This is a genomic window from Escherichia sp. MOD1-EC6842, from assembly GCF_002965705.1.
Lineage (GTDB): Bacteria > Pseudomonadota > Gammaproteobacteria > Enterobacterales > Enterobacteriaceae > Escherichia > Escherichia ruysiae.
In genome coordinates, this window is record NZ_PTRF01000003.1 from 105,580 (window position 1) to 119,120 (window position 13,541).

Genomic DNA, 13,541 nt, shown 5'->3' on the forward strand with positions numbered 1-13,541 from the left:
ACAAAAAACGTAAGGAGAGTGTTATGAGTGATATATCCCCGCAAGAATTTCAGCGTCGCCGTCAGGCTCTGGTGGAGCAAATGCAACCCGGCAGCGCCGCGCTGATTTTTGCCGCCCCGGAAGTGACCCGTAGCGCCGACAGCGAATATCCGTATCGTCAAAACAGTGACTTCTGGTACTTCACCGGCTTTAACGAACCGGAAGCGGTGCTGGTGCTGATTAAAAGCGATGACACTCATAACCACAGCGTTCTGTTTAACCGTGTGCGCGATCTGACGGCGGAGATCTGGTTTGGTCGTCGCTTAGGTCAGGATGCCGCGCCAGGGAAACTGGGCGTTGACCGTGCACTGGCGTTCAGCGAAATCAATCAGCAACTTTATCAACTGCTTAATGGCCTGGATGTGGTTTATCACGCTCAGGGCGAATATACCTATGCTGATGAAATCGTGAACAGCGCGCTGGAAAAACTGCGTAAAGGCTCACGGCAAAATCTCACCGCTCCGGCAACGATGATCGACTGGCGTCCTGTTGTTCATGAAATGCGCCTGTTCAAATCGCCAGAAGAGATTGCCGTACTTCGCCGCGCGGGGGAAATCACCGCACTGGCGCACACCCGGGCGATGGAAAAATGTCGTCCGGGAATGTTCGAGTACCATCTGGAAGGCGAAATTCACCACGAATTTAACCGCCACGGCGCGCGCTATCCTTCCTATAACACCATTGTCGGCAGCGGTGAAAACGGCTGCATTCTGCACTACACCGAAAACGAGTGTGAACTGCGCGACGGCGACCTGGTGTTGATTGACGCGGGCTGTGAATATAAAGGTTACGCTGGCGATATTACCCGTACCTTCCCGGTCAACGGCAAATTCACTCAGGCTCAGCGTGAAATCTACGACATTGTGCTGGAGTCTCTCGAAACCAGCCTGCGTCTGTATCGTCCGGGAACTTCCATTCAGGAAGTCACCGGGGAAGTGGTGCGTATCATGATTAGCGGCCTGGTAAAACTGGGCATCCTGAAAGGTGATGTTGATGAACTGATCACCCAGAACGCACATCGTCCTTTCTTTATGCATGGCCTTAGCCATTGGTTAGGGCTGGATGTCCATGACGTAGGTGTTTATGGTCAGGATCGTTCGCGCATTCTTGAACCGGGCATGGTACTGACCGTAGAGCCAGGTCTGTATATCGCGCCGGATGCGGATGTGCCAGAACAATATCGCGGTATCGGCATTCGTATTGAAGACGACATTGTGATTACCGAAACTGGCAACGAAAACCTCACCGCCAGCGTGGTGAAAAAGCCGGAAGAAATCGAAGCGTTGATGGCAGCTGCGAGAAAGCAATGAGCGTAATCATCGTCGGTGGCGGCATGGCGGGCGCGACGCTGGCGCTGGCTATTTCCCGGTTAAGTCACGGGGCGCTGCCGGTACATTTGATTGAAGCGACTGCGCCAGAGTCACATGCCCATCCGGGCTTTGATGGCCGGGCTATTGCGCTGGCGGCGGGCACCTGCCAGCAACTGGCACGTATCGGCGTCTGGCAATCTTTGGCTGATTGCGCAACCGCCATCACTACCGTGCATGTCAGCGATCGCGGTCATGCCGGATTCGTCACCCTCGCCGCAGAAGATTATCAACTGGCGGCGCTGGGGCAGGTTGTCGAGTTGCACAATGTCGGACAACGACTGTTTGCGCTGTTGCGCAAAGCGCCTGGCGTAACGCTGCACTGTCCGGATCGCGTTGCTAACGTTGCTCGTACTCAGAGTAACGTTGAGGTGAAACTGGAGAGTGGTGAGACGCTGACGGGGCGCGTGCTGGTAGCCGCTGACGGCACCCATTCAGCGTTAGCCACCGCGTGCGGCGTTGACTGGCAGCAGGAGCCTTACGAGCAACTGGCGGTGATTGCCAACGTTGCGACCTCCGTTGCGCACGAAGGACGCGCTTTTGAACGCTTCACGAAACATGGCCCGTTGGCGATGTTGCCGATGTCTGACGGACGCTGTTCGCTGGTCTGGTGTCATCCACTGGAACGGCGCGAAGAGGTACTGGCGTGGAGTGATGATGAGTTCTGCCGTGAACTCCAGTCTGCGTTTGGCTGGCGACTGGGGCAAATTACCCACGCCGGAAAACGCAGTGCTTATCCGCTGGCGTTAACCCGCGCCGCCAAACCTATTACCCATCGCGCCGTGCTGGTGGGCAATGCAGCGCAAACCCTGCACCCGATTGCCGGGCAAGGATTTAACCTCGGTATGCGTGATGTGATGAGCCTTGCTGAAACTCTGACTCAGGCGCAGGAACGCGGAGAGGATATCGGTGATTACGGCATTTTGTGCCGTTACCATCAGCGTCGGCAGAGCGATCGCGAAGCGACTATTGGTGTAACAGACAGCCTTGTTCATATTTTTGCCAACCGCTGGGCGCCGCTGGTTGTTGGGCGCAACATCGGGCTGATGGCAATGGAATTATTCACTCCGGCACGTGATGTGCTGGCGCAGCGCACCCTTGGTTGGGTCGCGCGTTGAAGGCGGTTTTAAGGAATAAACAATGCAAAGTGTTGATGTAGCCATTGTTGGCGGCGGCATGGTGGGGCTGGCGGTTGCCTGCGGCTTACAGGGCAGCGGCTTACGCGTCGCCGTACTGGAGCAGCGCGTACCTGAACCTCTGGCGGCGGATGCACCACCACAATTGCGCGTTTCGGCTATCAATGCCGCCAGCGAAAAATTACTTACCCGTCTTGGCGTCTGGCAGGACATTCTCGCTCGTAGAGCCAGTTGCTATCACGGCATGGAAGTGTGGGACAAAGACAGCTTTGGTCACATCTCGTTTGACGATCAGAGCATGGGCTATAGCCATCTTGGGCATATTGTTGAAAATTCAGTTATTCACTATGCGCTGTGGAACAAAGTGCAGCAGTCGTCAGATATCACCCTGCTAGCCCCCGCAGAATTACAGCAGGTCGCCTGGGGAGAGAACGAAACCTTCCTGACACTGAAAGACGGCAGTATGTTAACGGCGCGTCTGGTGATTGGCGCAGACGGGGCAAACTCCTGGTTGCGCAACAAAGCCGATATTCCGCTGACTTTCTGGGATTATCAGCATCACGCGCTGGTGGCGACCATTCGCACTGAAGAACCGCATGACGCAGTAGCGCGGCAGGTTTTCCATGGCGAAGGCATTCTGGCCTTTTTACCGCTTAGCGATCCGCATCTTTGTTCGATTGTCTGGTCACTGTCGCCAGAGGAAGCGCAGCGGATGCAGCAGGCAGGCGAAGACGAATTTAATCGCGCGTTAAATATCGCTTTTGATAATCGCCTGGGCCTATGCAAGGTTGAGAGCGAGCGTCAGGTGTTTCCGCTGACGGGGCGTTATGCGCGCCAGTTTGCCGCGCACCGTCTGGCGCTGGTGGGCGACGCTGCACATACCATTCATCCGCTGGCGGGGCAGGGCGTTAATCTCGGCTTTATGGATGCCGCAGAACTGATTGCTGAACTGAAACGGTTGCATCGTCAGGGCAAAGACATCGGACAGTATATTTACCTGCGTCGCTATGAGCGTAGCCGCAAGCACAGTGCGGCGCTGATGCTGGCTGGTATGCAAGGCTTTCGCGATCTGTTTTCCGGGGGCAATCCGGCGAAAAAACTGCTGCGTGATATTGGCCTGAAACTGGCCGATACGCTTCCTGGCGTTAAACCACAACTGATCCGTCAGGCTATGGGATTAAATGATTTGCCTGAATGGCTGCGTTAAAAATTTCTCCTCTTTTGTTTATTTGATACCTATCACACTTTCTTCTCCCGGTTTTTTCGCCGGGAGATTTTGCTCATTTGAAATAAACTAATTTCACCACCAATTTCGCATTATATTTTCTAATGTTACGATTTTTTTATTGAGTGATTTTTGGCATATTTTCAGTTCTTAATATTGGTTTATCCAAATCGTATTCCTGAAAGCATCATATTTGTATAGAAATAAAATAAATTTTTGGTTTTTTATTCTGTTGAGATTTTTGTGTTTTTTAACCATAAGCTAATGTGATGATCAATTTTACCTTATGGTTAACAGTCTGTTTCGGTGGTAAGTTCAGGCAAAAGAGAACGATTGCGTTGGGGACCGGGAGTGGCTCCGATGCTGGGTTTCGTGGTGATAATTTCACCATGAAAAGTTGTCAGCCCCGCTTATTCAATGAGGACAAGATGGCACAACAGACTCCTTTGTACGAACAACACACGCTTTGCGGCGCTCGCATGGTGGATTTCCACGGCTGGATGATGCCGCTGCATTACGGTTCTCAAATCGACGAACATCATGCGGTACGTACCGATGCCGGAATGTTTGATGTGTCACATATGACCATCGTCGATCTTCGCGGCAGCCGCACCAGGGAGTTTCTGCGTTATCTATTGGCGAACGATGTGGCGAAACTCACCAAAAGCGGTAAAGCCCTCTACTCCGGGATGTTGAATGCCTCTGGCGGTGTGATAGATGACCTCATCGTCTACTACTTCACTGAAGATTTCTTCCGCCTCGTTGTTAACTCCGCCACCCGCGAAAAAGACCTCTCCTGGATTACCCAACACGCTGAACCTTTCGGCATCGAAATTACCGTTCGTGATGACCTTTCCATGATTGCCGTGCAAGGGCCGAATGCGCAGGCAAAAGCTGCCACACTGTTTAATGACGCCCAGCGTCAGGCGGTGGAAGGGATGAAACCGTTCTTTGGCGTGCAGGCGGGCGATCTGTTTATTGCCACCACCGGTTATACCGGTGAAGCGGGCTACGAAATTGCGCTGCCCAATGAAAAAGCGGCGGATTTCTGGCGCGCGCTGGTGGAAGCGGGCGTTAAGCCATGCGGCCTGGGCGCGCGTGACACGCTGCGTCTGGAAGCGGGTATGAATCTTTATAGTCAGGAGATGGACGAAACCATCTCTCCTTTAGCCGCCAATATGGGCTGGACTATCGCCTGGGAACCGGCAGATCGTGACTTTATTGGTCGTGAAGCTCTGGAAGCGCAGCGTGAACATGGCACAGAAAAACTGGTTGGTCTGGTGATGACCGAAAAAGGCGTGCTGCGTAATGAACTGCCGGTACGTTTTACCGATGCGCAGGGCAACCAGCATGAAGGCATTATCACCAGCGGGACTTTCTCCCCGACGCTGGGTTACAGCATTGCGCTGGCGCGCGTGCCGGAAGGTATTGGTGAAACAGCGATTGTGCAAATTCGCAACCGTGAAATGCCGGTTAAAGTGACGAAACCTGTTTTTGTGCGTAACGGCAAAGCCGTCGCGTGATTTACTTTTTTGGAGATTGATTGATGAGCAACGTACCAGCAGAACTGAAATACAGCAAAGAACACGAATGGCTGCGTAAAGAAGCCGACGGCACTTACACCGTTGGCATCACCGAACACGCTCAGGAGCTGTTAGGCGATATGGTGTTTGTTGACCTGCCGGAAGTGGGCGCAACGGTTAGCGCGGGCGATGACTGCGCGGTTGCCGAATCAGTAAAAGCGGCGTCAGACATTTATGCGCCAGTAAGCGGTGAAATCGTGGCGGTAAACGACGCACTGAGCGATTCCCCGGAACTGGTGAACAGCGAACCGTATGCAGGCGGTTGGATCTTTAAAATCAAAGCCAGCGATGAAAGCGAACTGGATTCACTGCTGGATGCGACCGCATACGAAGCATTGTTAGAAGACGAGTAACGGCTTTATTCCTCTTCTGCGGGAGAGGATCAGGGTGAGGAAATTTACGCCTCACCCTCACTCTCTTCGCAAGGAGAGAGGTTCACAATTCACTGCACGTTTCAGGAACCATCGCTCATGACACAGACGTTAAGCCAGCTTGAAAACAGCGGCGCTTTTATTGAACGCCATATCGGACCGGACGCCGCGCAACAGCAAGAAATGCTGAATGCCGTTGGTGCACAATCGTTAAACGCGCTGACCGGCCAGATTGTGCCGAAAGATATTCAGCTTGTGACTCCGCCGCAGGTTGGCGCACCGGCGACCGAATACGCCGCACTGGCAGAACTCAAGGCTATTGCCAGTCGCAATAAACGCTTCACGTCTTACATCGGCATGGGTTACACCGCCGTGCAGTTACCGCCGGTTATCCTGCGTAACATGCTGGAAAATCCGGGCTGGTATACCGCGTATACCCCGTATCAACCTGAAGTTTCTCAGGGGCGCCTTGAAGCACTACTCAACTTCCAGCAGGTAACGCTGGATCTGACCGGGCTGGATATGGCTTCGGCGTCTCTGCTGGACGAAGCTACTGCTGCCGCCGAAGCAATGGCGATGGCTAAACGCGTCAGCAAACTGAAAAATGCCAATCGCTTCTTCGTTGCTTCTGACGTTCATCCGCAAACGCTGGATGTGGTTCGCACCCGTGCCGAAACATTTGGTTTTGAAGTCATTGTCGATGACGCGCAAAAAGTGCTCGATCATCAGGAAGTCTTCGGCGTGCTGTTACAGCAGGTCGGTACTACTGGTGAAATTCACGACTACACTGCGCTTATCAGCGAACTGAAATCACGCAAAATTGTGGTCAGCGTTGCCGCCGATATTATGGCGCTGGTGCTGTTAACTGCGCCGGGTAAACAGGGCGCGGATATTGTTTTTGGTTCGGCGCAACGCTTCGGCGTGCCGATGGGCTACGGTGGCCCACACGCAGCATTCTTTGCGGCGAAAGATGAATACAAACGCTCAATGCCGGGGCGCATTATCGGCGTATCGAAAGATGCGGCTGGTAATACTGCGCTACGCATGGCAATGCAGACTCGTGAACAACATATTCGTCGCGAGAAAGCGAACTCGAACATTTGTACTTCCCAGGTTCTGCTGGCAAACATCGCCAGTCTGTATGCCGTTTATCACGGTCCGGTTGGTCTGAAACGTATCGCTAACCGTATTCATCGTCTGACCGATATTCTGGCTGCGGGGCTGCAACAAAAAGGTCTGAAGCTGCGCCATGCGCACTATTTCGACACCCTTTGTGTGGAAGTGGCAGACAAAGCGGGTGTACTGACGCGTGCCGAAGCGGCTGAAATCAACCTGCGTAGCGATATCCTGAACGCGGTTGGGATCACCCTTGATGAAACCACCACGCGTGAAAACGTGATGCAGCTTTTCAGCGTGCTGCTGGGCGATAACCACGGACTGGACATCGACACGCTGGACAAAGACGTGGCTCACGACAGCCGCTCTATTCAGCCTGCGATGCTGCGCGACGACGAAATCCTCACCCATCCGGTGTTTAATCGCTATCACAGCGAAACCGAAATGATGCGCTATATGCACTCGCTGGAGCGTAAAGATCTGGCGCTGAATCAGGCGATGATCCCGCTGGGCTCCTGCACCATGAAACTGAACGCCGCCGCCGAGATGATCCCAATCACCTGGCCGGAATTTGCCGAACTGCACCCGTTCTGCCCGCCAGAACAGGCCGAAGGTTATCAGCAGATGATCGCACAACTGGCTGAGTGGCTGGTGAAACTGACCGGCTACGACGCCGTCTGTATGCAGCCGAACTCCGGTGCTCAGGGCGAATACGCGGGGCTGCTGGCGATTCGTCATTATCACGAAAGCCGCAACGAAGGGTATCGCGATATCTGCCTGATCCCGGCATCTGCCCACGGCACTAACCCCGCTTCCGCGCATATGGCGGGGATGCAAGTGGTGGTTGTGGCGTGTGATAAAAACGGCAATATCGATTTGGCTGACCTGCGCGCGAAAGCGGAACAGGCGGGCGATAACCTCTCCTGCATCATGGTGACCTATCCTTCCACTCACGGTGTGTATGAAGAAACGATCCGTGAAGTGTGTGAAGTTGTACACCAGTTCGGCGGTCAGGTTTACCTTGATGGCGCGAACATGAACGCCCAGGTTGGCATCACCTCGCCGGGGTTTATTGGCGCGGACGTTTCGCACCTCAACCTGCATAAAACCTTCTGCATTCCGCACGGCGGTGGCGGCCCAGGTATGGGACCGATCGGCGTGAAAGCGCATCTGGCGCCGTTTGTACCGGGTCATAGCGTGGTGCAAATCGAAGGCATGTTAACCCGTCAGGGCGCGGTTTCTGCGGCACCGTTCGGTAGCGCATCCATTCTGCCAATCAGCTGGATGTACATTCGCATGATGGGCGCAGAAGGGCTGAAAAAAGCAAGCCAGGTGGCAATTCTTAACGCCAACTATATTGCCAGCCGACTGCAGGATGCTTTCCCGGTGCTGTATACCGGTCGCGACGGTCGCGTGGCGCACGAATGTATTCTCGATATTCGCCCGCTGAAAGAAGAAACCGGCATCAGCGAGCTGGATATTGCCAAGCGCCTGATCGACTACGGTTTCCACGCGCCGACGATGTCGTTCCCGGTGGCGGGTACGCTGATGGTTGAACCGACCGAATCTGAAAGCAAAGTGGAACTGGATCGCTTTATCGACGCGATGCTGGCTATCCGCGCAGAAATTGACCAGGTGAAAGCCGGTGTCTGGCCGCTGGAAGATAACCCGCTGGTGAACGCGCCGCACATTCAGAGCGAACTGGTTGCCGAGTGGACGCATCCGTACAGCCGCGAAGTTGCGGTATTCCCGGCAGGCGTGGCAGACAAATACTGGCCGACGGTGAAACGTCTGGATGATGTTTACGGCGACCGTAACCTGTTCTGCTCCTGCGTACCGATTAGCGAATACCAGTAATTTACTGATTCGACTATCTTCTAAAGGCGCTTCGGCGCCTTTGAGGCTGATGACAAACTCAACATTGCCTGATGCACTTCGTTTATCAGGCCTACATGGTCTCTGCAATGTATTGAATTTGCACGATCTTGTAGGCTGGGTAAGGCGTTCACGCCGCATCCGGCATAAAAACGCACTTTGTCATCAATTTGAAAGGCGCTTCGGCGCCTTTATTTTTGGGGAAAACAAATGGCTATAGCACTTGTGACCGGTGGTAGTCGCGGCATTGGGCGGGCAACTGCGCTGCTGCTGGTAAAAGAAGGGTATACGGTGGCGGTTAATTATCAGCAAAACCTCCACGCGGCGCAGGAAGTGGTGAACTTAATAACGCAAGCCGGTGGCAAGGCATTTGTGCTCCAGGCGGATATCAGCGACGAAAATCAGGTCATCGCAATGTTTACAGCAATCGATCAGCGTGATGAACCGTTAGCCGCGCTGGTCAATAACGCAGGAATTTTGTTTACCCAATGCACAGTGGAAAATCTCACCGCAGAGCGAATCAACCGAGTACTTTCCACCAACGTGACGGGTTATTTTCTCTGCTGCCGCGAGGCGGTAAAACGCATGGCGCTGAAAAACGGCGGCAGTGGCGGCGCTATCGTCAATGTTTCTTCGGTAGCAGCCAGGCTGGGATCACCCGGAGAATACGTTGATTATGCGGCATCGAAAGGGGCGATTGATACGTTAACCACCGGATTATCGCTGGAAGTCGCCGCGCAGGGAATTCGCGTTAACGGCGTGCGGCCTGGGTTTATTTATACCGAAATGCACGCCAGCGGTGGCGAACCTGGACGCGTCGATCGCGTTAAGTCGAACATCCCCATGCAGCGCGGCGGACAGGCGGAAGAGGTCGCGCAGGCCATTGTCTGGCTGTTAAGCGATAAAGCCTCTTATGTCACGGGAAGTTTTATCGATTTGGCTGGTGGGAAATAAAGCAGGAGAGTTGTCTGACCGGATGCAACGCAACAAGCATTGCATCCGGTACTTCATCTACTTAAAGTTTCTCGCCGTTGCTGGCAATCACTTCTTTGTACCAGTTAAAGCTCTTCTTACGTGAACGCGACATATCACCAGTACCGTCGTCATGTTTATTCACATAGATAAAACCGTAGCGTTTGCTGTACTGCCCGGTGGTGAACGATACACAGTCGATGCAGCCCCACGGCGTGTAGCCCATCAGATCCACACCATCGTAAGTCACCGCTTTTTTCATCTCGTCAATATGGGCGCGCAGGTAGTCAATGCGGTAGTCGTCGTTGATGCTGCCATCTTCTTCCACTTTGTCGTAAGCGCCAAAACCGTTTTCGACAATAAACAGCGGCTTCTGGTAACGCTCATACAATTCGCAAAGCGCGTAACGCAGACCTACCGGATCAATCTGCCAGCCCCAGTCAGACGCTTTAACATACGGGTTCGGTACGCTGCCTTCGAAACCAGAAATTGCATCGCCGGTGCCGCCTTCGGCCTTCACCGCGTTGGTCATGTAATAGCTGAAGCCAAGATAATCGCAGGTGCCTTCGCGTAGTACATCGAGATCGCCGTCTTCCATTTTGATGTTAAATCCGCGACGTTCCCACTCGTTCAATACATAAGAAGGGTAGTAGCCGCGTAGCTGGACATCGGTAAAGACGTAACGTTCGCGCATCGACTCCTGGGCAAACATTACATCGTCCGGGTTACAGGAGTAAGGATAGAGCGGCACCATCGCCAGCATACAGCCGACTTTCATCTCCGGGTTAATGCGACGCGCAGCTTTCACTGCCAGGGCGCTGGCGACAAACTGGTGATGCAGCACCTGATACATCGTCTCTTCCGGGTTTTCATGCTCGGTATACACCACGCCGGAGCAGCAGTAACCGAACAGCGGTGCCCGCCAGTTACGCTGGTTGTTAATTTCGTTGAAGGTCATCCAGTATTTGACTTTATGCTTATAGCGTTCAAATACCACTTCCGCGAAACGGACAAAGAAATCAACCACTTTACGGTTGGTCCAGCTACCGTATTGCTGCACCAGATGTAGCGGCATTTCAAAGTGGGAGAGGGTGATCACCGGTTCGATATTGTATTTCAGCAGTTCATCGAACATATCGTCGTAAAACTTCAGCCCTTCTTCGTTTGGCTGAGCTTCATCGCCTTTGGGGAAAATGCGCGTCCAGGCGATGGAAGTACGAAAACATTTGAAGCCCATTTCAGCGAAGAGCTTGATGTCTTCCTTGTAGTGACCGTAAAAATCTACCGCTTCATGGTTCGGATAGTATTTGCCCGGCAAGACTTCTTTGGTGATTTCGCGCGGCACGCCGTGTGCGCCACCTGTCAGTACGTCACAAATACTCGGCCCTTTGCCGCCTTTGTTCCAGCCGCCTTCGACCTGATGAGCGGCAACTGCGCCGCCCCATAAGAAATCTTTCGGTAAGGTGAGTTTTTTCACTATCATAGGCTCCAGATGAGTCAATTCTTACAGGAAATAGTACCATGCAGCCAAACGACATCACTTTTTTTCAACGATTCCAGGATGACATTCTGGCTGGGCGTAAAACCATCACAATCCGTGACGAGTCTGAATCGCACTTTAAAGCTGGCGATGTGCTTCGTGTCGGGCGCTTTGAAGATGACGGCTATTTTTGCACCATTGAAGTCACTGCAACCTCAACGGTGACGCTGGATACTCTCACAGAAAAACACGCACAACAGGAAAATATGACCCTGGCTGAATTGAAAAAGGTCATTGCCGACATCTATCCCGATCAGACACAGTTTTATATGATTGAATTTAAATGTCTTTAAATTGAACTCACGCCTGTTAGTTGAAATTTTGCATTTAATTTCATGACTTTTCGGGGATTAATCTCAAATCAGAATTTATTTTAGCTAACAGGTGTTCACTGGAACTATTCTCAGTTACGCTGGAGAGGTATACACGTGCGTGTACGTTTCTCCGGAGTAAGTTATGGTTCAGAAGCCTCTCATTAAGCAGGGATATTCGCTGGCAGAGGAAATTGCCAACAGCGTCAGTCACGGTATTGGACTGGTGTTTGGTATCGTCGGGTTGGTATTGCTACTGGTTCAGGCGGTGGATCTCAATGCCAGCGCCACGGCGATAACCAGTTACAGCCTCTATGGCGGCAGTATGATCCTGCTGTTCCTCGCTTCGACGCTTTATCATGCCATTCCTCATCAACGGGCAAAAATGTGGCTGAAGAAATTTGACCACTGCGCCATTTATCTGTTGATTGCCGGAACCTACACGCCGTTTTTGCTGGTGGGGCTGGATTCTCCGTTAGCGCGCGGGCTGATGATTGTTATCTGGAGCCTGGCATTGCTGGGGATTCTGTTCAAACTGACCATCGCGCACCGATTTAAAATCTTATCTCTGGTGACCTATCTGGCGATGGGCTGGCTGTCGCTGGTGGTGATTTATGAAATGGCAGTTAAGCTGGCGGCAGGCAGCGTTACCTTACTGGCGGTCGGTGGCGTGGTTTACTCGCTTGGCGTGGTTTTCTACGTCTGCAAACGCATTCCCTACAACCACGCCATCTGGCACGGCTTTGTGCTCGGCGGCAGCGTGTGCCACTTTCTGGCGATTTATTTGTATATTGGGCAGGCGTAATTGGTGTGCCTTTGTAGGAATGAAAAGACACACCAGCGTCGCATCAGGCATCGGAGCGCAACTGCCGGATGCGGCGTGAACGCCTTATCCGGCCTACGGGCTACGTCCCTGTTGTGATAAAGGCACCAATTCCCAGGCCTGATAAGGCGCGTCAGCGTCGCATCAGGCAATAGATGCCCGAAGCGATACAGAAATTTACTCTTCCAGCGAATACGGCAGCGGCTCGATATGCAATGTATTCGCATCGTCACGAACGCGGAAAACGCTGTCCGGTTCCATGTCGTTATTCATGACGACCTGCACTACGACCTGCCCATCTTCCAGTTTGACCGCCGCCAGCACGGTTCCGGTACGACGCCAGTTTTCGCCCATTTTCAGCTCTAAGTCTTCACCTGCTTCCGGCAGCCGGCTGGCGCTACCTGCCAGCAACCAGAGCGCGCGTTTGTTGGCACCACGGAATTTTGCTCGCGCTACCATCTCTTGCCCGGTATAGCAGCCTTTCTTAAAGCTGATGCCGCCCAGCGCCTGGAGGTTGGTCGCTTGGGGGATAAACTGCCCGCTGTTAGGCGCATCAATCACCGGGAAACCCGCTTCAATGTTTAATGCCAGCCACTGTTGGCTATTATTCAGTTCCGCTTCGCCGCGAAGCTTGTCGGTCAGCACACTGGCGGTAGTTTCATCGGTCACGATCAGAAAACGTTCTGCTGGGTGTTCAAACCAAAGCAGTGTCGTCACACCTTCTCTGACCGCCTGTTTTTCCTTCGAAGGCAGTTCGCTAAAGAGATTTGCCAGCGCGGCGCGAGCCTGAAAACCGGCAACACCAAGCAGCACACGCTCGTCGTCTGGCGCGATGGTCACTTTAGAAAATACCGCATATTTTTTCAGTTCAGTCAGTTGCGATTCACGCACGCTGCGCCGTTCAATCCATGCGAAACCGTCGCCATCGTGGAACAGACGCAAATTGCTCCACATCTTACCTTTAGCATCGCAATGTGCGGCGAGCAGGTGCTGATCTTCTGTCATTTGGCTGACATCTGCTGTCACCTGACCCTGCATATATTTTTCGCTGTCCGCGCCAGTAATGGTGGCCAGCGCCCAGTCATCAAGCGTCATCAGCGTCAACGGTAAACGGGCAGAAGCCGTAGGCTGACGGGGAGGAAAAGGTGTAAAAGCCATAATGGAGTCCTGTTTTACAAACGGC

The 13,541-nt window shown here is 53.1% G+C and carries 11 protein-coding genes and 1 pseudogene; 9 read left to right on the forward strand and 3 right to left on the reverse strand.

Going from position 1 to position 13,541, the window contains the following annotated elements; genetic code table 11:
• The first annotated feature begins 23 nt into the window (after positions 1-23).
• Genes pepP through ubiI form a run of 3 tightly spaced genes read left to right on the forward strand, consistent with a single transcriptional unit; the run spans position 24 to position 3,749 of the window.
• Positions 24-1,349: a Xaa-Pro aminopeptidase gene (gene pepP / locus A7Z29_RS04865; RefSeq protein WP_001280373.1), complete on the forward strand. Its 1,326-nt coding sequence runs from the start codon at positions 24-26 to the stop codon at positions 1,347-1,349.
• Positions 1,346-2,524, forward strand: a complete 1,179-nt coding sequence (gene ubiH / locus A7Z29_RS04870) for a 2-octaprenyl-6-methoxyphenyl hydroxylase (protein WP_105289865.1) — start codon at positions 1,346-1,348, stop codon at positions 2,522-2,524. Before pepP ends, ubiH begins: the two co-directional genes overlap by 4 nt.
• A 22-nt stretch (positions 2,525-2,546) precedes the next feature.
• Positions 2,547-3,749 (forward strand): FAD-dependent 2-octaprenylphenol hydroxylase, encoded by a 1,203-nt coding sequence (gene ubiI / locus A7Z29_RS04875; RefSeq protein WP_105289866.1) that lies wholly within the window; start codon positions 2,547-2,549, stop codon positions 3,747-3,749.
• A gap of 73 nt (positions 3,750-3,822) precedes the next feature.
• Here the strand turns inward: ubiI and A7Z29_RS24025 are convergent.
• Positions 3,823-3,882, reverse strand: a pseudogene (locus A7Z29_RS24025) (hypothetical protein); the annotation flags it as partial.
• Between the two features lie 313 nt (positions 3,883-4,195).
• On the opposite strand from A7Z29_RS24025, the gene gcvT reads away from it, so the two are divergent.
• The 4 genes from gcvT (at position 4,196) to A7Z29_RS04895 (ending at position 9,666) form a co-directional block, all read left to right on the forward strand.
• Complete coding sequence (gene gcvT / locus A7Z29_RS04880; protein WP_000068706.1) at positions 4,196-5,290, forward strand: glycine cleavage system aminomethyltransferase GcvT; 1,095 nt, start codon at positions 4,196-4,198, stop codon at positions 5,288-5,290.
• Positions 5,291-5,313: 23 nt separating this feature from the next.
• Positions 5,314-5,703 carry a glycine cleavage system protein GcvH gene (gcvH, locus tag A7Z29_RS04885; RefSeq protein ID WP_002461349.1) on the forward strand — a complete coding sequence of 130 codons (390 nt, stop codon included), beginning with the start codon at positions 5,314-5,316 and terminating at the stop codon, positions 5,701-5,703.
• A gap of 117 nt (positions 5,704-5,820) precedes the next feature.
• Positions 5,821-8,694, forward strand: a complete 2,874-nt coding sequence (gene gcvP / locus A7Z29_RS04890; RefSeq protein ID WP_105289867.1) for an aminomethyl-transferring glycine dehydrogenase — start codon at positions 5,821-5,823, stop codon at positions 8,692-8,694.
• Between the two features lie 228 nt (positions 8,695-8,922).
• Positions 8,923-9,666: an SDR family oxidoreductase gene (locus A7Z29_RS04895; RefSeq protein ID WP_105280243.1), complete on the forward strand. Its 744-nt coding sequence runs from the start codon at positions 8,923-8,925 to the stop codon at positions 9,664-9,666.
• 61 nt (positions 9,667-9,727) lie between these two features.
• Here A7Z29_RS04895 and bglA read toward each other — a convergent pair whose 3' ends face one another.
• Positions 9,728-11,161: a 6-phospho-beta-glucosidase BglA gene (bglA, locus tag A7Z29_RS04900; RefSeq protein ID WP_024165226.1), complete on the reverse strand. Its 1,434-nt coding sequence runs from the start codon at positions 11,159-11,161 to the stop codon at positions 9,728-9,730.
• A 44-nt stretch (positions 11,162-11,205) separates the two neighbouring features.
• Here bglA and yqfB point away from each other — a divergent pair, with 44 nt between their 5' ends.
• Together yqfB and trhA are read left to right on the forward strand one after the other, a co-directional pair.
• Positions 11,206-11,517 carry a N(4)-acetylcytidine aminohydrolase gene (gene yqfB / locus A7Z29_RS04905; protein ID WP_105289868.1) on the forward strand — a complete coding sequence of 104 codons (312 nt, stop codon included), beginning with the start codon at positions 11,206-11,208 and terminating at the stop codon, positions 11,515-11,517.
• Between the two features lie 163 nt (positions 11,518-11,680).
• Complete coding sequence (gene trhA, locus A7Z29_RS04910) at positions 11,681-12,340, forward strand: PAQR family membrane homeostasis protein TrhA (RefSeq protein ID WP_000250277.1); 660 nt, start codon at positions 11,681-11,683, stop codon at positions 12,338-12,340.
• Positions 12,341-12,535: 195 nt separating this feature from the next.
• On the opposite strand, the gene ygfZ is transcribed toward trhA, so the two are convergent.
• Positions 12,536-13,516, reverse strand: coding sequence for a tRNA-modifying protein YgfZ (gene ygfZ, locus A7Z29_RS04915; RefSeq protein WP_085461136.1), 981 nt, complete (start codon positions 13,514-13,516; stop codon positions 12,536-12,538).
• Positions 13,517-13,541 lie beyond the last annotated feature (25 nt).